This window comes from Marinobacter sp. P4B1 (genome assembly GCF_001447135.1).
Classification (GTDB): Bacteria; Pseudomonadota; Gammaproteobacteria; order Pseudomonadales; family Oleiphilaceae; genus Marinobacter; species Marinobacter vinifirmus.
In genome coordinates, this window is record NZ_LLXM01000013.1 from 78,377 (window position 1) to 98,395 (window position 20,019).

The 20,019-nt window shown below is 58.9% G+C and carries 17 protein-coding genes; 13 read left to right on the top strand and 4 right to left on the bottom strand.

The features are described 5' to 3' along the window. Positions 1–27 precede the first annotated feature (27 nt). Positions 28–1,068 (bottom strand): rod shape-determining protein, encoded by a 1,041-nt coding sequence (locus AQ621_RS09840; protein ID WP_036219800.1) that lies wholly within the window; start codon positions 1,066–1,068, stop codon positions 28–30. A gap of 403 nt (positions 1,069–1,471) precedes the next feature. Here AQ621_RS09840 and gatC point away from each other — a divergent pair, with 403 nt between their 5' ends. From gatC to gatB, 3 genes are read left to right on the top strand one after another with little or no spacing between them, the layout of a single operon-like run. Further along, positions 1,472–1,759 (top strand): Asp-tRNA(Asn)/Glu-tRNA(Gln) amidotransferase subunit GatC, encoded by a 288-nt coding sequence (gatC, locus tag AQ621_RS09850; RefSeq protein WP_014422114.1) that lies wholly within the window; start codon positions 1,472–1,474, stop codon positions 1,757–1,759. A 33-nt stretch (positions 1,760–1,792) separates the two neighbouring features. Continuing rightward, entirely contained in the window at positions 1,793–3,250 is a 1,458-nt protein-coding gene (gatA, locus tag AQ621_RS09855) for an Asp-tRNA(Asn)/Glu-tRNA(Gln) amidotransferase subunit GatA (protein ID WP_058341311.1), read from the top strand. 22 nt (positions 3,251–3,272) lie between these two features. Continuing rightward, positions 3,273–4,724, top strand: coding sequence for an Asp-tRNA(Asn)/Glu-tRNA(Gln) amidotransferase subunit GatB (gene gatB, locus AQ621_RS09860; RefSeq protein WP_058341312.1), 1,452 nt, complete (start codon positions 3,273–3,275; stop codon positions 4,722–4,724). 456 nt (positions 4,725–5,180) lie between these two features. On the opposite strand, the gene AQ621_RS09865 is transcribed toward gatB, so the two are convergent. Then, the gene (locus AQ621_RS09865; RefSeq protein WP_058341313.1) at positions 5,181–6,128 is read right to left on the bottom strand and encodes a LysR family transcriptional regulator; all 948 of its coding nucleotides are present in this window, start codon (positions 6,126–6,128) and stop codon (positions 5,181–5,183) included. A gap of 132 nt (positions 6,129–6,260) precedes the next feature. Between AQ621_RS09865 and AQ621_RS09870 the strand changes: the two genes are divergently transcribed. Genes AQ621_RS09870 through AQ621_RS09880 form a run of 3 tightly spaced genes read left to right on the top strand, consistent with a single transcriptional unit; the run spans position 6,261 to position 10,211 of the window. Further along, complete coding sequence (locus tag AQ621_RS09870; protein WP_058341314.1) at positions 6,261–7,688, top strand: acetyl-CoA carboxylase biotin carboxylase subunit; 1,428 nt, start codon at positions 6,261–6,263, stop codon at positions 7,686–7,688. 36 nt (positions 7,689–7,724) lie between these two features. Beyond that, positions 7,725–9,527, top strand: coding sequence for a sodium-extruding oxaloacetate decarboxylase subunit alpha (gene oadA / locus AQ621_RS09875; RefSeq protein ID WP_227508303.1), 1,803 nt, complete (start codon positions 7,725–7,727; stop codon positions 9,525–9,527). Positions 9,528–9,545: 18 nt separating this feature from the next. Then, the gene (locus AQ621_RS09880; protein WP_058341316.1) at positions 9,546–10,211 is read left to right on the top strand and encodes a carbonic anhydrase; all 666 of its coding nucleotides are present in this window, start codon (positions 9,546–9,548) and stop codon (positions 10,209–10,211) included. Between the two features lie 156 nt (positions 10,212–10,367). On the opposite strand, the gene rimO is transcribed toward AQ621_RS09880, so the two are convergent. Next, positions 10,368–11,708 (bottom strand): 30S ribosomal protein S12 methylthiotransferase RimO, encoded by a 1,341-nt coding sequence (rimO, locus tag AQ621_RS09885; RefSeq protein ID WP_058341317.1) that lies wholly within the window; start codon positions 11,706–11,708, stop codon positions 10,368–10,370. Positions 11,709–11,961: 253 nt separating this feature from the next. On the opposite strand from rimO, the gene AQ621_RS17320 reads away from it, so the two are divergent. The 6 genes from AQ621_RS17320 to AQ621_RS09915 all read left to right on the top strand — a co-directional run bounded on the left by AQ621_RS17320 (position 11,962) and on the right by AQ621_RS09915 (position 17,121). Then, positions 11,962–12,408 (top strand): PilZ domain-containing protein, encoded by a 447-nt coding sequence (locus AQ621_RS17320; protein WP_082641023.1) that lies wholly within the window; start codon positions 11,962–11,964, stop codon positions 12,406–12,408. A 146-nt stretch (positions 12,409–12,554) separates the two neighbouring features. Then, the gene (cysD, locus tag AQ621_RS09895; protein ID WP_058341318.1) at positions 12,555–13,463 is read left to right on the top strand and encodes a sulfate adenylyltransferase subunit CysD; all 909 of its coding nucleotides are present in this window, start codon (positions 12,555–12,557) and stop codon (positions 13,461–13,463) included. Between the two features lies 1 nt (position 13,464). Continuing rightward, positions 13,465–15,123 (top strand): sulfate adenylyltransferase subunit CysN, encoded by a 1,659-nt coding sequence (gene cysN, locus AQ621_RS09900; RefSeq protein WP_058341319.1) that lies wholly within the window; start codon positions 13,465–13,467, stop codon positions 15,121–15,123. Between the two features lie 230 nt (positions 15,124–15,353). Then, the gene (locus AQ621_RS09905) at positions 15,354–15,605 is read left to right on the top strand and encodes a type II toxin-antitoxin system Phd/YefM family antitoxin (RefSeq protein WP_022989702.1); all 252 of its coding nucleotides are present in this window, start codon (positions 15,354–15,356) and stop codon (positions 15,603–15,605) included. Then, the gene (locus tag AQ621_RS09910; RefSeq protein WP_058341320.1) at positions 15,602–15,856 is read left to right on the top strand and encodes a Txe/YoeB family addiction module toxin; all 255 of its coding nucleotides are present in this window, start codon (positions 15,602–15,604) and stop codon (positions 15,854–15,856) included. Before AQ621_RS09905 ends, AQ621_RS09910 begins: the two co-directional genes overlap by 4 nt. A gap of 248 nt (positions 15,857–16,104) precedes the next feature. Beyond that, a complete protein-coding gene (locus tag AQ621_RS09915) occupies positions 16,105–17,121 on the top strand; it encodes a nucleoid-associated protein (protein WP_058341321.1) in 1,017 nt (338 codons plus the stop codon). Positions 17,122–17,276: 155 nt separating this feature from the next. On the opposite strand, the gene trmH is transcribed toward AQ621_RS09915, so the two are convergent. Continuing rightward, positions 17,277–18,017, bottom strand: coding sequence for a tRNA (guanosine(18)-2'-O)-methyltransferase TrmH (gene trmH, locus AQ621_RS09920; RefSeq protein WP_058341322.1), 741 nt, complete (start codon positions 18,015–18,017; stop codon positions 17,277–17,279). 314 nt (positions 18,018–18,331) lie between these two features. Here trmH and miaB point away from each other — a divergent pair, with 314 nt between their 5' ends. Continuing rightward, complete coding sequence (gene miaB, locus AQ621_RS09925) at positions 18,332–19,678, top strand: tRNA (N6-isopentenyl adenosine(37)-C2)-methylthiotransferase MiaB (RefSeq protein ID WP_058341323.1); 1,347 nt, start codon at positions 18,332–18,334, stop codon at positions 19,676–19,678. Positions 19,679–20,019: the final 341 nt, after the last annotated feature.

Genomic DNA, 20,019 nt, shown 5'->3' on the forward strand with positions numbered 1-20,019 from the left:
TCTTAATGGCTTAGCCCTCCCACAGGGTCACCCCTCCTGGGAGAACATTCCGATGCCACCGCGATCAATGACTTCCAGCGCCTTGCCGCCACCACGGGCGACACAGGTGAGCGGGTCTTCGGCGATGATCACCGGCAGACCGGTCTCTTCACTGATGAGTTTGTCCAGGCCACGCAGCAGGGCGCCACCACCGGTCAGCACGATGCCGCGCTCGGCGATATCAGAGGCCAGTTCGGGCGGAGACTGCTCGAGGGCGCTTTTCACGGTCTGGACGATCTGGGCCAGGGATTCCTGCAGGGCATCCAGAATTTCTTCACTGTTCAGGGTGAAGGCCCGGGGCACACCCTCGGCCAGGTTGCGACCGCGAACGTCGATCTCGCGCACTTCCAGGCCTTCGTAGGCGCAGCCGATTTCGTGCTTGATGCGCTCGGCGGTGGAATCACCGATCAGGCTGCCGTAGTTGCGGCGCACGTAGGTGACGATGGCTTCGTCGAATTTGTCACCGCCGACACGCACGGAATCCGCATATACGATGCCGTTCAGTGAGATGATGGCGATTTCGGTGGTGCCGCCGCCGATGTCGACGATCATGGAGCCGCTGGCTTCTTCTACCGGCAGGCCGGCACCGATGGCCGCCGCCATGGGCTCTTCAATCAGGAAGACTTCACGGGCGCCGGCGCCCAGGGCAGATTCGCGGATGGCTTTGCGTTCTACCTGGGTGGATTTGCTGGGCACACACACCAGTACGCGGGGGCTCGGGGTGATGAAGCTGTTTTCGTGCACTTTGTGGATGAAGTGCTGGAGCATTTTTTCGGTGACTACGAAGTCTGCAATCACGCCGTCTTTCATCGGGCGGATGGCGGTAATGTTGCCCGGGGTACGGCCAAGCATGCGCTTCGCTTCGGCGCCTACGGCGGCGACCATTTTCTGGGACCCGCTGGTGCGGATGGCGACAACGGAGGGTTCGTCCAGTACGATTCCGCGATCACGTACAAAAATCAGTGTGTTGGCGGTGCCCAGGTCGATGGACAGGTCGCTTGAGAACAGGCCTCGGAGTCTTTTGATCAGCATTAGTGTAGTTTCAACCTGAGAGTTGCGGTTGCGGATGTAGAAGAATCCGGCAACTTTAGCAGTGGCGCCATTTTCAGGCAAGGCGCCATCTGTGGCGGGAGCTTACCATTCTCACATTTTTGGGCGTGTTCCGGGGCCAATCTTGGCTTCGATTCTGCTAATATATCGGGCTTTATTGCAGTCAGGGTCTGGTGCTCCTTTCTTTTGGTGCGCAGATGCTTGTGGGTAAGGCTTTCCAAAACACGCTCCTTCGGCACATCCATGTGGCGCTTGGGCTCCGCCATCCTTGGCTCCGCACAGTTTTGGAAAGCCCTACCCACAAGCATCTCCAAACATTATTCCTGGCTTCAGAACAGTCATTAAATTGTTTTCACACTCTTTTATTCCTATTGGAGGCAACGTGAGCATTTCCCGCGAGGACATCGAAAAAGTTGCCGTGCTCGCCCGCATCAAGGTGGACGGCGAGCAGGTTTCGGCTCTGGAGAAAGATCTCGGTAATATCCTGGATCTGGTGGATCAGTTGAGTGCCGCGGATACCGATTCGGTGGAGCCCATGGCGCATCCACTGGATGCGGTGCAGAAGCTACGGCCGGATGTGGTTACCGAGACCAATCAGCGGGAGGCGTTTCAGGCGATTGCGCCGGCTACCGAGGATGGGTTGTATCTGGTGCCCAGGGTTATTGAGTGATTTGGTCGTCCATCAGAGATTTCGGGATTTATCATGCATAACAAGTCTGTAGCAGAGCTTTCCAGAGAGCTGGAGAGTGGCAGGATTTCGAGTGTGGAGCTGACTCAGCAGTTCCTGGACCGTCTGAAAACGGAAGACGGCAAGTACAACAGCTTTATTACCATCTCCGACGAGCAGGCGCTGGCTGAGGCGAAGACCGCTGATGAGATGCGGGCTGCCGGTAAGGCCACGGTGTGGACTGGGGTGCCGTTTGCTCACAAGGATATCTTCTGCACCAGCGGGGTTCGCACCAGCTGTGGTTCGAAGATGCTGGATAATTTTGTGCCTCCCTACGACGCCACGGTGACAGCCAATTTCAAGGCGGCCGGTGCGGTGTGTCTGGGCAAGACCAATATGGATGAGTTCGCCATGGGTTCGTCCAACGAGTCCAGTTTTTATGGCGCGGTGACCAATCCCTGGGGGCTGTCCAGCGGTGACAAGCGGGTGCCGGGTGGTTCTTCCGGCGGTTCTGCCGCTGCGGTAGCGGCGCGGCTGGTGCCGGCGGCGACGGGCACGGATACCGGCGGCTCTATCCGCCAGCCAGCGGCGCTGTGTGGCATTACTGGCCTGAAGCCGACGTACGGCCGGGTGTCTCGCTATGGAATGATCGCCTTTGCTTCTTCCCTGGATCAGGGCGGGCCGATGGCGCGTACCGCTGAAGATGCGGCGCTGATGATGAATGTGATGGCAGGGCACGATCCGAAGGATTCCACCTGCATCGACCGGGAGGTTCCGGATTACACGGCCACCCTGAACGAGCCGCTGAAAGGCCTGAAGATTGGCTTGCCGAAGGAATACTTCAGCGACCAGCTGTCTCCGGCTATGGAAGAGCAGGTTCGTAACGCGATTCGCGAGTACGAAAAGCTGGGTGCGACGGTGAAGGAAGTGTCGCTGCCGAACGCGAAGCTGGCCATCGCAGCCTATTACGTGATTGCGCCGGCAGAGGCGTCCGCCAACCTGTCCCGGTTTGACGGTGTGCGTTACGGCTATCGCTGTGAAGATCCGAAAGACCTGATGGATATGTACACCCGCACCCGGGCGGAAGGGTTTGGTAACGAGGTGAAGCGCCGGATTCTGGTGGGCTCCTATGCCCTGTCCGCCGGTTACTTTGATGCCTATTACCTGAAGGCCCAGAAGGTGCGCCGGTTGATTCAGCAGGATTTCATCAATGCGTTCAAGGAAGTGGACGTGCTGATGAGCCCGGTGTCGCCGACGCCGGCGTTCAAACAGGGCGAGAAGAACACCGATCCGGTGTCCATGTACCTGGAAGACGTGTTCACTATCGCCATCAACCTGGCGGGTATTCCGGCCATGTCGGTGCCGGCCGGGTTTGTTGACGGCTTGCCGGTGGGGCTGCAGATTATCGGAGACTACTTCTCCGAGGCGCGCCTGCTGAACGCCGCCCATCAGTTCCAACAGGTGACCGACTGGCACCAGCGTGAACCCCAATAAGCCCGGACTAGGAGACGAACACATGCAGTGGGATATCGTGATCGGGCTGGAAATTCACGTTCAGCTCGCCACCCAGACCAAGATTTTCTCTGGCTCCAGCACCGCTTTCGGTGCCGAGCCCAACACCCAGGCCAACGCCGTTGACCTGGCCATGCCCGGCACCCTGCCGGTGCCCAACGAGCAGGCATTTCGCTACGCGGTGATGTTCGGCCTGGCCACCAATGCAGAAATCGGCCGCCGCTCGGTCTTCGAGCGCAAGAACTACTTTTACCCGGACCTGCCCAAGGGCTACCAGACCACCCAGCTGGCGCAGCCCATTGTCGGCCCCGGCTACGTGGACATCGACCTGGCTGACGGCAGCACCAAGCGCGTACGCATTCACCACGCCCACCTGGAAGAAGACGCCGGTAAGTCTCTGCACGAGGACTATCATGGCATGACCGGCATCGACCTGAACCGCGCCGGTACTCCGCTGATCGAGGTGGTGACCGAGCCGGACATGACTAACGCCGAGGAAGCGGTGGCCTTCGCCAAGAAGCTGCACAGCATCGTGACCTCCCTGGGCATCTGCGATGGTGATATGTCCCAGGGCTCCATGCGCTTTGACGTCAACATTTCCCTGAAACCGAAAGGCTCCGACACTCTGGGCACCCGCACCGAAACCAAGAACCTGAACTCCTTCCGGTTCATGGAACAGGCCATCGCCCACGAAGTGGAGCGGCAGATGGATATCCTGGAAGACGGCGGCAGCATCACCCAGGAAACCCGCCTGTACAACGGCGACCGCGACGAGTCCCGCTCCATGCGCACCAAGGAAGAAGCGAACGACTACCGCTACTTCCCTTGCCCTGACCTGTTACCAGTGGAAATCGACGATGCCTTCATCGAAGACGCCCGCTCTCGCCTGCCGGAACTGCCGGACGCCCGCAAGGCCCGCTTCAAGGAGCAGTACGGCCTGAACGACTACGACGCCGGCATCCTGTCTGCCGACGCCAAGCTGGCCGCGTTCTTCGAAGAAACCGCTGAACACGGCAAAGACGCCAAGCTGGCCTCCAACTGGATTCAGGGCGAGTTCTCCGCACGCCTGAATGCAGAAGAAAAATCCGTAGCCGAAGCCCCGATTACCGGCGCACAACTGGGCGCCATGGTGACCCGCATCGCCGACAACACCCTGTCCTCTGCCGGCGCCAAGAAGGTGTTCGAGGCGCTGTGGGCGGGCGAGAACGACGATGTAGACGCCATCATCGAGGCCAAGGGCCTGAAGCAGGTGTCTGACACCGGCGCCCTGGAATCCATGGTGGACGAGGTGCTGGCCGGCATGCCGGATCAGGTGGCCCAGTATCAGGGCGAGGAAGACCCCAAGAAGCGCAAGAAGATGCTCGGCGGCTTCATGGGCCCTCTGATGAAGGCCTCCAAGGGCCAGGGCAACCCCAAGCTGTTCAACGAGATTCTTGTTCGCAAGCTTGGCGGTTGATGGTTCTGGCTAGGTGCCGAGGGTCTGACTCCGGCCCTAGCCTGTTAGATATGAGGAGGGTCGGGTTTGGGGCCCCTTCCCAAAAACCGCTACGAGCACATCCATGTGCGCTTCTCTCCGGCCATCCATGGCCTCCGACATTTTTGGGAAGGGGCCCCAAACCCGCCCGTTCAAACTATCGGGGCATAGTCTGTAAAGACCCCACGTCCATGGTACTTACTTTTTTCGGCTGAACCTCCACCACATTCTGCCAAACAGCCTGACACTTCTATTTCTCAACGCTCTTCAGACTATTACTCCGCGTGCCTGAAGGCCTTGGCGGGAGGTGCCTCCCAAAAATTTGCGGAGCCATGGATGGCGGAGCAGAAGCGCCACAGGGATGTGCCGTAAGGAGCGGTTTTTGGGAGGCACCTCCCGCCAAGGCCCACCACCGAAATCGACAGGCTAGGGCCGAAACTAAGATCCCAAACGCCGAAACAGCCGTTCAAACTGGGCGATGTTTTGCTGGATGTAGTCTATGAACGCCTGCATGGCCGGCGTCGGGTGCCGGGCCTGGGGGTAGACCACGCACCAGCTGCGGCGCAGGGGGAAGCCGGTGATGTTTAGGGCCTGCAGGGAACCCAGGGCCAGCTCTGAAAGCACGCTGAGCTTCGGCACCACCGCCACACCCAGACCGGCCAGGACTGCGTGCTTCACAGCATCGTTGGAACCCAGTTCGATGGTTGGCTCCATCTTCAGGCGGTGTTGCTGGCAATAGACCTCCAGCGCCAGACGGCTGCCGGAGCCGGTTTCCCGGGTTAATAGTTGGCTGTTCAGGAAGTCCTGAGGTGCTACAACCTCCTGCTCCAGCAGCGGATGGCCGGCCGGGACGATGGGTATGAGTTCGTTGTCGAGAAACGGCAGCGAGGTCAGCGGCCGGTCCGGGGGCACCATGCCCATGATCACCAGGTCGTCGCTGTTGTCGTTCAGGCGTTGCAAGGCCGTGGCGCGGTTGACCACGGCCACCGAGACGTTGACCTGAGGGTTCAGTTGCAGGAATGAGCGCAGCAGGTAGGGCACCACGTATTGCGCGGTGCTGACGGCCACCAGTTTCAGATCTCCCGCTACCCTGCCCTCCAATGCCGCCAGGCGGTTCTGCATGTCGGCCAGTTCCTGGAACACGGAGCGCACGCAGGCGGCCATTTCTTCGCCTGCCGCGGTGCAATACAGTTTTCGACCCACGTATTCGAACATGGGCATGCCCAGGGCCTGCTCCAGGTGGCGTACCTGGCTGCTGACGGCGGGCTGGGTCAGGCCCAGCAGGTCGCCGGCTTTGCTGTAGCTTTTCAGGTCGTAGACCGCCTTGAATACCTGCAGCTGCCGGAAGGTCAGGCGGTTGGCGAGTTTCTGGATACTCAGGGGCATGGGCGTTCCTGGGTCAGTCTGTTCATAAGATATTAGTTATACATAAGCGAAATAATATCAATTTTTCGTGATCCGTCATCCCCGTTACTCTTTTCCCACCTTCATTCGGGACGACGAGACGAGGAATCGCCCATGTTGAAGCCCACGCTTAAAAAAGTTCTGATCGCCAACCGTGGCGAGATTGCGGTGCGTATTGTCCGCGCCTGCGCCGAGATGGGCATCCGCTCGGTGGCGATTTATACCGAGCCGGATCGCTACGGCCTGCACGTGAAGCGCGCCGACGAAGCCTATTCACTGGGAGAAGACCCGCTGGCCGGCTATCTGGACCCGGCGCGGATTGTGAACCTGGCGCTGGAGACCGGCTGCGACGCCATCCATCCCGGCTACGGCTTTCTGTCGGAGAATGCCCGCTTTGCCCAGCTGTGCGAGCAGCACGGAGTTACCTTTATCGGCCCCAGGTCGGACGTTATCCACAAGATGGGCGACAAAACCCAGGCCCGGGACAGTATGCGGGCGGCCGGTGTGCCCATTACCCCGGGTTCCGAAGGCAACCTGGCAGACCTGGATCACGCGCTGAAGCTGGCTAACGAGATCGGCTACCCGGTAATGCTGAAAGCCACCTCCGGTGGTGGCGGCCGGGGCATTCGCCGGTGTGATTCCCCGGAAGAGCTGAAAACCCAGTACCCGCGGGTAATTTCCGAGGCGACCAAGGCTTTCGGTTCGGCCGAGGTGTTCATGGAAAAATGCATTGTGAACCCGCGCCATATCGAGGTGCAGGTGCTGGCTGACAGCCACGGCAATGCGATTCACTTGTTCGAGCGGGACTGCTCCATCCAGCGCCGCAACCAGAAGCTGATCGAGATCGCCCCCAGCCCTCAGCTTACCCCGGAACAGCGCCAGTACATCGGCGGCCTGGCGGTAAAGGCGGCGAAAGCGGTGGGTTACGAGAATGCCGGTACGGTGGAGTTCCTGCTCACCGGCAACGAAGTCTACTTCATGGAGATGAACACCCGGGTGCAGGTGGAGCACACCATTACTGAAGCCATCACCGGGGTGGATATTGTCCGGGAGCAGCTGCGCATCGCCGCCGGCGAACCTCTGAGCTACCGGCAGGAGGACATTTCCTACCGGGGTTACGCCCTGCAGTTCCGGATCAATGCGGAAGACCCGAAGAATGACTTCCTGCCCAGCTTCGGCCGCATTACCCATTATTACGCACCGGGCGGCCCCGGCGTGCGGGTGGATACGGCCATCTATACCGGCTATGAAATTCCGCCCTACTACGACTCCATGTGCCTGAAGCTGGTGGTCTGGGCCCTGACCTGGGACGAGGTCATTGCCCGGGGCAAGCGGGCGCTGGATGACATGCGCCTGCACGGCATTACCACCACCGCCAACTATTACCAGCAGATCCTGGACCATCCGGATTTCCGGGCCGGGGTGTTCGATACCAGCTTTGTGCCGAGCCACCCGGAGCTGCTGAACTATTCCGCCAAACGCCATCCCAGTGAAATTGCCCTGGCCATTGCCGCCACGATCGCAGCCCACGCCGGCTGGTAATCCGCAGGAGGATTGAACATGAGTAACGCCAAGAAAATTGCCAAACGAATTGAAGTATCCGACGTTATCCTTCGTGACGCGCACCAGTCCCTGATCGCTACCCGCATGCGCACCGAAGACATGCTACCGATCTGCGACAAGCTCGACCAGGTGGGCTACTGGTCGCTGGAAGTCTGGGGCGGCGCCACCTTTGATGCCTGCGTGCGTTTTCTGAAGGAAGACCCGTGGGAGCGCCTGCGCCAGCTACGCCAGGCCCTGCCCAACACCCGCCTGCAGATGCTGCTGCGGGGCCAGAACCTGCTGGGTTACCGGCATTACGCCGATGACGTGGTGGAAGCCTTTGTGCAGAAAGCCGCCGACAACGGTATTGATGTGTTCCGGGTGTTCGACGCCCTGAACGATCTGCGCAACCTGGAAACCGCCATGAAAGCGGTGAAAAAAGCCGGCAAGCATGCCCAGGGCACCATTTGCTACACCACCAGCCCGGTGCACACTCCTGAGCTGTTTGTCGAACAGGCCCTGCAACTGAAAGACATGGGCGCGGATTCCATCGCCATCAAGGATATGGCCGGCCTGCTCACCCCCTACGCCACCTTTGAGCTGGTGAAAGCCATCAAATCCGCCGTCGACCTGCCACTGGTGATTCACAGCCATGCCACCGCAGGCCTGGCGGCCATGTGCCAGTTGAAAGCCATCGAAGCCGGTGCCGACCGGATTGATACCGCCATTTCTTCCTTTGCCAACGGCACCAGCCATCCGGCCACCGAATCCCAGGTGGCCGCCCTGAAAGGCACCGACTACGACACCGGGCTGGACCTGGAACTGCTGAGCGAAATTGCCGATTACTTCCGGGAAGTGCGCAAGAAGTACCATCAGTTCGAAAGCGAATTCACCCGGGAAGACGTGTCAGTACAGATCAACCAGGTGCCGGGCGGCATGATGTCCAACCTGGCCAACCAACTGAAGGAGCAGAATGCACTGGACAAGATCCGGGATGTGTTCAGCGAGATTCCCCGGGTGCGGGCGGACCTGGGCTACCCTCCTCTGGTAACACCCACGTCCCAGATTGTCGGCACCCAGGCGGTGTACAACGTTCTGGCTGGGCAGCGCTACAAGACCATCACCAACGAGGTGAAACGCTATCTGCAGGGCGGCTACGGCCACCCGCCAGCTGAGGTGAATGCGAATATCCAGAAAAAAGCCATCGGCAACGAAAGCGTAAACGAAGGCCGGCCGGCAGACCTGCTGAGCCCCGAGCTGAACAAATTGCGAGAAGACATTGGTAGTCTGGCCACCTGCGAGGAGGATGTGCTCACATACGCCATGTTCCCGGACCTCGGCCGGGAGTTCCTGCAGCAGCGCAAAGACGGCACCCTCAAGCCGGAAGAACTGCTGCCGGCCGAGCACAAGGGCCGTGACCGAATGGGCACTTCTGTGGCCACCGAATTCCGCATTGACGTGCACGGGGAAACCTACGAAGTCGCCGTTACCGGCGTGGGCGCATCCGGCCCCGGCAAGCGCAAGCTGTACCTGTCGCTGGACGGCATGCCCCAGGAAGTGGTGTTCGAGTCCCTGAATGAATACGAGGCAGCAGCCGGCGGCAGCGGCCGCAAGCAGGCCACGGATCCGGGCCATGTCACCACCACCATGCCCGGCAATGTGGTGGATGTACTGGTCAAGGAAGGCGATACTGTCGCCGCTGGCCAGGCGATGATGATCACCGAAGCCATGAAAATGGAAACCGAAATTCACACCAGCGTGGACGGCACCGTGCAGGCGGTTTACGTCACCAAGGGCGACCGGGTTACTCCGGGCGAAGTATTGATCGAGATTGCCTGACCGGCAGGAGGAAACACTATGGACCACATTGTTCGCGGCGTACTGGATTTTCGCAAGAACGTTTACCCGGAGCACAAAGACCTGTTTGGCGCCCTGGCCGACAGTCAGAACCCGGATGTTCTGTTCTTCACCTGTTCCGATTCACGCATCGACCCGAACATGGTGACCGGCTCCAACCCCGGTGACCTGTTCATCTGCCGTAATGCCGGCAACGTGATCCCGCCCCACAGCAACGAGACCGGAGGCATGACCGCTTCCATCGAATATGCTGTGGCGGTGCTCGGCGTGCGACACATCATCGTCTGCGGCCACACCGACTGCGGTGCAATCAAAGGTGCACTGGATATCCCGGCCCTTAAGGGCCTGCCGCACGTAAAGGAATGGCTGGGCCATTGCCGTTCCGCCATGGAAATCGTTCGTGAACGCCATGGCATTGACGGTGACACGCCGCTGGATCCGAAATACCTGAACGAAGCCATTGAGGAAAATGTGCTGCAGCAGGTTCAGCACCTGCGCACGCACCCTGTGGTGGCGGCCAAGCTGGCTACCGGAAAGATCGAGATTCACGGCTGGGTGTACGATATCAAGTCCGGCAACATTCGTTGCTGCGGGCGGGATAGCATCGAGTTCAAGAATTTCGATGACTATTATGCGGAGACAATTGCTCGGGTTGCTGAGGCCTGACGTCTTTGTGTGGGGTTTGGGCGGGGTGGGGATACCTTCCCTCCGGGAAAAAAGAACTCGCTTCGCTCAGACATCTTTTTTTCCTGCGGGAAGGCATCCCCACCCCACCCTTTCAGACCTTGGCCTCACACGCCAAGACCCCGCCCCTTATTCCGATCAGGCCAGTACGGCCCAGAGGTCGTGCTCATCGGCGTGCTCCACTACGGCCCGGACAATCTGGCCTGGCTGCAGCTCGGTCTCGCCATTGAGGTAGACCATGCCGTCGATTTCAGGGGCGTCGGCCTTGGAGCGGCCGATGGCGCCTTCTTCGTCTACTTCGTCAATCAGCACATCAATGGTCTTGCCGATCTTCGCCTGCAGGCGGGCGGCTGAGATTTCTGCCTGTTTGGCCATAAAACGGGCCAGGCGCTCTTCCTTCACTTCTTCCGGCACGGCACCTTCCAGCTCGTTGGCTTTCGCGCCCTCTACCGGGCTGTAGGTAAAGGCGCCCACGCGGTCGAGCTGGGCTTCGTCGAGCCAGTCGAGCAGGTACTGGAAGTCTTCTTCGGTTTCGCCGGGGAAGCCGACAATGAAGGTGGAACGAATCGTCAGTTCCGGGCAGATCTCCCGCCACTTCTTGATGCGCTCCAGGGTTTTGCTGTCGTGGGCCGGGCGTTTCATGGCCTTGAGCACTTTCGGGCTGGCGTGCTGGAACGGGATATCCAGGTACGGCAGGATCTTGCCTTCCGCCATCAGCGGAATAATGTCGTCCACATGGGGGTACGGATATACGTAGTGCAGGCGAACCCAAACGCCCATGTCACCCAGGGCTTCACACAACGACTGCATTTTTGTCTTCAGCGGCCGGCCCTGCCAGAAGCCGGTGCGGTATTTGATATCCACACCGTAGGCGGAGGTGTCCTGGGAAATCACCAGCAGTTCCTTCACGCCGGCATCCACCAGGCGCTTGGCTTCGTCCATGACATCACCAATGGGACGGCTGACCAGTTTGCCGCGCATGTCCGGGATGATGCAGAAGGTGCAGCTGTGGTTGCAGCCTTCGGAAATCTTCAGGTAAGCATAGTGGCGCGGGGTCAGTTTGATACCCTGGGGTGGCACCAGGTCCATAAACGGATCGTGGTCTTTGTTCGGCGGCACAAACTGGTGCACCGCGCCCACCACTTCTTCGTAGGCTTGGGGGCCGGACACTGCCAGCACGCCGGGGTGGGTTTCGCGGATTTTGTCTGCTTCCACGCCCATGCAGCCGGTTACGATGACCTTGCCGTTCTCGCTGATGGCCTCGCCGATGGCGTCCAGGGATTCCTGCTTGGCGGCATCGATAAAGCCGCAGGTGTTTACCACCACGATGTCGGCGTCGTTGTAGGTTGGCACTACGTCGTACCCGTCCAGGCGCAGCTGGGTAAGAATGCGCTCGGAATCAACCAGTGCCTTCGGGCAACCCAGGCTGATAAAGCCGACTTTTCCGCCCTTGGCGGTGTTTTCTGTTTTCTCGGTCATAACGGTTCTGCAGGAATCCCGGAGCAAAGCTCCTGATGAATGTAGGCGGCGATTTTACCTCAGCAGAATTGCAACTGCAGCACTATCCGGCTACCGGTCGTGGGTGGATAATACGGATCACCGCAGGCCATTCTGTGAACCGTGGTTCAGATTTAATTCATAAATTTGCAAGAATATGCTTCAATACCCTTGCTGGTCATAATTTGAACAACTACACTCTCTCAGCAATCAAACACCTGTTCGGAAGCCATCTATGGGAAAGGCAACACATCTGGAAACTGCATTCGCCAGAAGGGTTCGGGTCAAGCCCATCGCTGCAAGGCACAACCTGCGCAACCAGCAACGGGTGGAAGTGTCTGCCGACATTTTGATTGAACGAGCGGATGGCAGCCGCCTTGACGGCAAAATTGCCAACCTTTCCCGCTCCGGCGTGATGATTTCCTGCTCACAGGACACTGCCCGGAAACTGCTGCCCGGCCTTGTCCCGCCGGCTCCCGGCCAGTCGCTGGAAGTAACCACCCGTTTCAGCGTGCCGGTATTACCCACCCAACCGGTTGCCGTGGTAGCCGAAGGCAATATCGTGCACATGCGCCGCGTTGCCAGGGACGAGTTTCACCTGGGCATCCGTTTCTGCGAATTTGAAGGCAACGGCTTTGATTATGTAGACCGTTACGTGGCCAAGCTGCTGGCAGGAAGCTGACCGGCATACCCGCCGGACTGCCCGCGAGTCGCTATATTTTTAGAACCCGAAGTTCTTGTTGTCCATCTTCTTATTCCATATTGCCCTCTGATATAGTCGGTTTTCTGAGTTAAAGCCCTTACTGGCCTTTGCGGCAACGGAAAACCATGACCACATACAACCTCACCCATCTCAAGCAGCTGGAAGCAGAAAGCATCCACATCATCCGGGAAGTAGCGGCCGAGTTCGACAACCCGGTTATGCTGTATTCCATCGGCAAGGATTCCGCCGTGATGCTGCACCTGGCGCTCAAAGCCTTCTATCCGGGCAAGCCCCCCTTTCCCCTGATGCACGTAGACACCACCTGGAAATTCCGGGAGATGATCGAATTCCGTGACAAGCAGGTGAGCCGTTACGGGCTGGATCTGATCGTGCACACCAACGAAGAAGGCGTGAAGCAGGGCATAGGTCCCTTCACCCACGGCAGCGCCAAGCACACCGACATGATGAAAACCCAGGCCCTGAAACAGGCTCTGAACAAGTACAAGTTTGATGCCGCCTTCGGTGGCGCGCGCCGGGATGAAGAGAAATCCCGGGCCAAGGAGCGGGTGTATTCGTTTCGGGATGAACACCACCGCTGGGATCCGAAGAACCAGCGCCCGGAGCTTTGGAATATCTACAACGGCAAGGTCAACAAGGGAGAAAGCATTCGCGTGTTCCCGCTGTCGAACTGGACCGAGCTGGATATCTGGCAATACATCTACCTGGAAAACATCGACATAGTGCCCCTGTATTTCGCCGCCGAGCGCCCGGTGGTGGAGCGCGACGGCACCCTGATTATGGTGGACGACGACCGCATGCCACTGAAAGAAGGCGAAAAGCCGATGCTCAAGTCGGTGCGGTTCCGGACCCTGGGCTGCTACCCCCTGACCGGCGCCATTGAATCCGCGGCCAACACGCTGCCGGAAATTATCCAGGAAATGCTGCTGGCCACCAGCTCCGAACGGCAAGGCCGGGTAATCGACCACGATTCCGCCGGCTCCATGGAACAGAAAAAGCGGGAAGGGTACTTCTGAGATGTCACACCAGTCTGAACTGATCGCCGACGATATTCTGGCGTACCTGAAACAGCACGAGAACAAAGAGCTGCTGCGCCTGCTCACCTGCGGCAGCGTGGATGATGGCAAAAGCACCCTGATCGGCCGCCTGCTGCACGACACCAAGATGATCTATGAAGATCACATGGCCAGCCTGAAAACCGACAGCGCCAAGATGGGCACCACCGGTGAAAAACTGGACCTGGCCCTGCTGGTCGACGGCCTGCAGGCGGAGCGTGAACAGGGCATCACCATTGATGTGGCCTACCGCTACTTCAGCACTGACAAGCGCAAGTTCATCATTGCCGACACCCCGGGCCACGAGCAATACACCCGCAACATGGCCACCGGCGCCTCCACCGCGCAACTGGCGATCCTGATGATCGACGCCCGCCACGGCGTGATGACCCAGACCCGCCGGCACTCGTTCATCGCTTCACTTCTGGGCATTCGCCACATTGTGGTGGCGGTGAACAAGATGGATCTGGTGGCGTTCAGCGAACAGCGCTTCAACGAAATCCGCGACGAGTACCTGGCCTTTGCCACCAAGCTGGGCCTGAAGGACATCCGCTTCGTGCCGATTTCCGCCCTGGACGGCGACAACGTGGTGAACAAGAGCGAGAACACCCCCTGGTTCACCGGCCAGCCATTGATGGAAATCCTCGAAACCGTGGAGGTCTCCCGGGACAAGAACCTGGAACACTTCCGCTTTCCGGTACAGTACGTCACCCGCCCCAACCTCAACTTCCGGGGTTTTTGCGGCACCATCGCCTCCGGCGTGATCCGCCCGGGCGAAACCGTGATGGCCCTGCCCTCGCGGCGCACCAGCAAGGTCAAGGAAATCGTCACCTTCGACGGCAACCTGAGCGAAGCCTATATCGACCAGGCCGTGACCCTGACCCTGGAAGACGAAATCGACATCAGCCGTGGCGACATGCTGGTGAAAGCGGACGACGAGCCGGAAGTTCACAACCGCTTTAACGCCAATATTGTCTGGATGATGGACGCGCCTCTGGAAACCGGCCGCCTCTACGACATCAAGCTGGGGCCCACGTTTACCTCCGGCACGGTGAAAAAGATTCATCACCAGACCGATGTAAACACCCTGGAGCAGAACCCGAACCCAAGCCAGCTCCAGCTCAACGAAATCGGCCTGTGCGAACTGACCCTGAACCAGCCCATCGCGTTCGACGCCTACCAGCGCAACCACGCCACCGGCAGCTTCATCGTCATCGACCGCCTGACCAACGTGACTATCGGCGCTGGCATGATCGCGGGCCTGGCCGATGGCCTGGAATCGCTGGATCCGGTCACCGCCGAGGAACGCGAACGACGCCTGGCCCAGAAACCGGCCATCATCGCCTGCACCGGCAAACAGGCCCCGCAACTGGCCCTGGCCGTGGAGCGGGCTTTGTTTGACCAGGGCAAGACGGCGGTGGTGGTGTCCGAAGAAAACACCGGCGACGCCGACGAGCGCCGGCGCGTGGCCCAGCTGCTGACCGCCCATGGTCTGGTGGCTGTGGCGGTGAACCTGGGCACTGACATTGCCAATGCCAGCGTTTCTGCTGATTCGGAGACCGATATTCCAGCTGCGGTTGCCGGGCTCTTGCAGGACCTGGCTCGGAGTCAGCGGGTTTAAGCTCTTGATTCCCCATCCTTGGCGGGCGGGCTGCCGGGGTGGGGGATGGTTTTCTTTGGAAAAACAACTCGCTTCGCTCAGACATCTTTTTCCGGCAGAAAACCATCCCCCACCCCGACGCCGGCAGAGATTTTTAGGGGGTTCTGTAATCCAACTGTTTGTTGGTGGTTGCCACTTTTTGGCCTGCACAGTATCCTGTACAGTACAGCATTCTGTACAGGGCATATTTTATGGACGCTATCAGCTATACCGTTGCAAGAAGTAATCTGGCGAAAACCATGGAGCAGGTTTGTGAAGACCACTCACCGGTGATTATTACCCGGAGCAAGGCCCAGTCTGTGGTGATGATTTCGCTGGAGGATTACGAAGCACTGCAGGAAACCGCCTATCTGCTACGGGCACCCAAAAACGCCCGCCGTCTTTTGGAATCCGTCGCTGAACTGGAACAAGGCGGCGGTCAGGAAAAGGACCTTCTTGAATGAAACTCATCTTCTCCGAGCACGCCTGGGAAGACTATTTGTACTGGCAGAGAACTGACAAAAAGGTCGTTAGTCGCATCAACAAACTTATCAAGGAGACCATGCGGGAGCCCTTCGAAGGCATCGGCAAGCCGGAGCCACTAAAGCACAACCTCGCCGGTTACTGGTCACGCCGGATTAACGAAGAAGACCGCATGGTCTACAAAGTCACCGAAGACGCCCTACTCATCGCCCAGCTCCGATATCACTACTGACAGCAAACACCCCCTTATCCTCAGCAGTTCCAGAAAAAGCCGACTTCACTCAAATGGTCTGCCGGTCGTGGGGTGGTGGTTTATTTTTCTGCCGGAAAAAGATGTCTGAGCGAAGCGAGTTGTTTTTCCAAAGAAAAATATACCACCACCCCGCGACCCGCCCCCACAACTCGAAAGCTACAATGAATCCCACGCCGAACCATGGCAAAATCCCCGCCCACCAAGATTAACCACAGGAGCTGAATAACATGGCCATCAAACACCTGCGCACTGCCTTCGCCAGCCAGTACCAGCCGGGCCAGCCCGCCCGCCTTGTTGCCGGCGAGGCCCTGCAGGAGCCCGGTGGCGATTATGAAGCCCTGCACAAACAGATGAAGCGCCTGTTCAACAGCAAACCCGGCAAGAAATACGGCCGCTTCTCGGACGACATCGGCGAATGCCCCTTCAGCGCCTGGCTTAAAGACTATCTGGAAGACAAACAAACCTTCACCGCCATGACCGACCGCCTGTTCGGCCAGTGGCAGGAACTGCTCAACGGCAGCCAGGAAGAGTTTGATGGCCACCTGATGGTGGTTCACGACGCCCTGGCCGATTCCGAAGTGGTTTACCTGTTCATCCTCGAAACCGACGGCGCCATGCGTTTTGACGGCAGCCAGAAACTGGATGCCACGGACGTGCTGAGCCTGTCGCGCCTGAACCTCGCCGTGCGAATTGAGCTGGACGAATGGCGTAATGAAAACACCAGCGACAACTACATGACCGTCGTCCACGCCCGCGGCACCGGAGACCCCGGCGAGCTGTTCCTGCGCCTGTGCGCGTTCACCAACAGCGTGGATGTGGAAAAGGAAACCATGACGTTCCTGGATGCGGTGGAAGCCTTCGCCAAGTCCAGCGAACCGGAAAAAGCCGGTGAAGTCCGCGCCAAGGCCTACGAGTTTTGCAAAGACCAGCATGCTCTAGGCGAGCCGGTGGCCATCGAGGCGCTGTCTAATTACCTGGACGAAAGCCAGCCTGAGCGCTTCAAGGAATTTGCAAGCAAGAACGCAGAAATGCCCGAAACCGGCGTGCTGCACCCGGACCACCGCAAGGTCAAAAAGCTGGTGCGCATCGCCGGCTCTGGCGGGGGTATGAGCGTGTCTTTCTCTTCTGACCTGGTGAACCAGGCCGTTTACTACGACCGTGACAAAGACGCCCTGACCATTACCCGCCTGCCCAAGGCTTTGCGGGAGCAGTTGCAGCGGTACCTGGAGGCTCGCGAGGACTGAGTTGTGCTTTCCTAGCCTGCTGGTTTTGGGGGCGGGTCGCGGGGTGGGTGAAGCTTTTTTCTTTGGAAAAACAACTCGCTTCGCTCAGACATCTTTTTCCGGCAGAAAAAAGCTTCACCCACCCCGCACCGGCATGACAATGATGCGGGCGTCCGTCAGGTCTCGTTTGTTTTTAGATTTTCTGGTTGCTCATCCCACCGGGGGCGGTTCGCCCTTATTTTTCTGACTTCCTGCATCCACCCTACCCCGTCGATTAACTCACCGGTTTCGTGGTCGATGGGCGGATACGGCAGGTTGCGGTCGTCGCAGTAGCGCTTCACCGTGGGCTGGCACCAGCAGAACAGCAGGCGGTTGTATTCGTCATCCGGCATCCGCCGCTGGTCAAACATCCCCGCCAGCTTTCGCTGCCGTTGTGCCTCCGAGAGAATAATCGAACAGGCTGAGGACACGTTCAGCGACTCCACCATCCCCATCATCGGAATCACGATATGCTCATCCGCCTGCTCGGCGGTCACCGGGTTCACCCCGTCCACCTCGTTACCCATGATAATCGTGCAGGGCACGGTGAAATCCACCTCCCGAAAATCCACAGCCCGGTCTGACAACTGCGCGGCATACAACTTATGCCCCTGCGCCTTCAGCTCAGTCACCGCGTTGTCCATGGTGGGATGGGTGTGGGTTGTTACCCAGTGAAAGCTTCCGCCGGCTGTTTTGCGAAACGCCCGAAAACCCTCCTTCGGCCAGACCACGTGCATGTTCGCCACACCAAAGGCGTCGCAGGAGCGGATAATGGCGGACAGGTTTCTGGGTTTATGCACCTGATCTGTCAGCACCCGCAGGTCGGGTTGGCGGGTGTTCAGGACTTGTTTGATTCGGGCGAGGCGTTCGGGGGTCATAACGTAATGTCTGTCGGAATCCAGGAATAGCGTCGGGGAAGGCTTGTGGGATGGGGCTTCCAAAAATTTGTGGAGCCATGGATGGCGGAACAGAAGCGCCACATGGATGTGCCGTAAGGAGCGTTTTTTGGAAGCCCCATCCCACAAGCCTTCTTGCACCCACGCCGGAAAGCTGGAAATGATACCACAGCAAAACTAGAGACAATCCGAGACAACGGTGGTTGAAGTTTAGGCACCCCGTTATAATACGCAGTCAATTTTTGCCAGCGCCCCACACCACCCCGGCGCAACACACACCAAACTACGTGAGACCCATGGCCAAGAAGCTGTTCATCAAAACCCACGGCTGCCAAATGAACGAGTACGACTCTGCCCGCATGGCAGACCTGCTCAAAACCGGCGAAGCGGTTGAAATGACCGACAACCCGGATGACGCCGACATCCTGCTGCTGAACACCTGCTCCATTCGCGAAAAAGCCCAGGAAAAAGTGTTCCACCAGCTCGGCCGCTGGAAACGTCTCAAAAGCAAAAAACCCGATATGATCATCGGCGTCGGCGGCTGCGTTGCCAGCCAGGAAGGCCAGGCCATCCTCGACCGGGCCCCTTACGTAGACATGGTCTTCGGCCCGCAAACCCTCCACCGCCTGCCGGACATGATCACCGAAGTCCGCACCAAGGGTAACGGCGTAGGCGTGGTCGACGTCAGCTTCCCGGAAATCGAGAAGTTCGACAACCTGCCGGAACCTGGTGCCGATGGCCCTTCTGCGTTCGTTTCTATCATGGAAGGCTGCAGCAAATACTGCACCTTCTGCGTGGTGCCCTACACCCGTGGCGAAGAAGTCAGCCGCCCGGTAGACGACGTGATTGCCGAGGTGGCCCACCTGGCTGCCCAGGGCGTGCGCGAAGTAAACCTGCTGGGGCAGAACGTAAACGCCTATCGTGGCGACACCCACGACGGCGACCAGATGGACCTGGCGGAACTGATCGAAGTGATCGCCACCATTGATGGCATCGACCGCATCCGCTACACCACCTCTCACCCGGTGGAGTTCAGCGAGTCACTGATCGACGTCTACGAGCGGGTTCCGGAGCTGGTCAGCCACCTGCACCTGCCGGTACAAAGCGGCTCCGACCGCATTCTGGCAGCCATGAAGCGTGGCCACACGGCGCTGGAGTACAAATCCAAGCTGCGCCGTCTACGCAAGATCCGCCCGGACATCAGCTTCTCCTCGGATTTCATCATCGGCTTCCCGGGTGAAACCGATAAGGATTTCGAAGACACCATGAAGCTGATCAACGACATCGGCTTTGATATGTCTTTCAGCTTCATCTACAGCGCCCGTCCGGGTACGCCGGCATCGGACCTGCCGGACGAGACGCCGATGGAGGTGAAGAAGCAGCGGTTGAGTATTCTGCAGGATCGACTGAACCAGAATGTGATGGATATCAGCCGCAAGATGGTGGGTTCCACTCAGCGGATTTTGGTGACTGGCCTGTCCAAGAAAGACCCGGGCGAGTATGCGGGCCGTACCGAGAACAACCGCATTGTGAACTTCCGCCATGAGAATCCTGAGGTGGTTGGCCACTTCATCGACGTAGAAATCGTCGAGGCCTACCCGAACTCTCTTCGTGGTGTGCCGGTTAGTTCTGAGTTGTTTTAGGCTTCGGCACCTATGTGCTTGTTATTTGGGGGCGGGATCTTGGGCGGGTAGGCCTTCCAAAAACCGCTCCTTACGGCACATCCCTGTGGCGCTTCTGCTCCGCCATCCATGGCTCCGCACATTTTTGGAAGGCCTACCCGCCCAAGCTCCGACCATCAACAGTGCAGCATGCAAAAACGCTCACCGTAGTGCGTTCATCATGAAGCAACAGCCAAGCCAGCTTGATTTTTAATCAGCGAACCTGCACATAGCAAGAAAGGCCGGTGCGTGGGTTCGCTTCCACAGGGTATCGTAGGCCATGGATGGCCGAAGCTAAGCGAACAGGACGTCTTGAGCGTCCC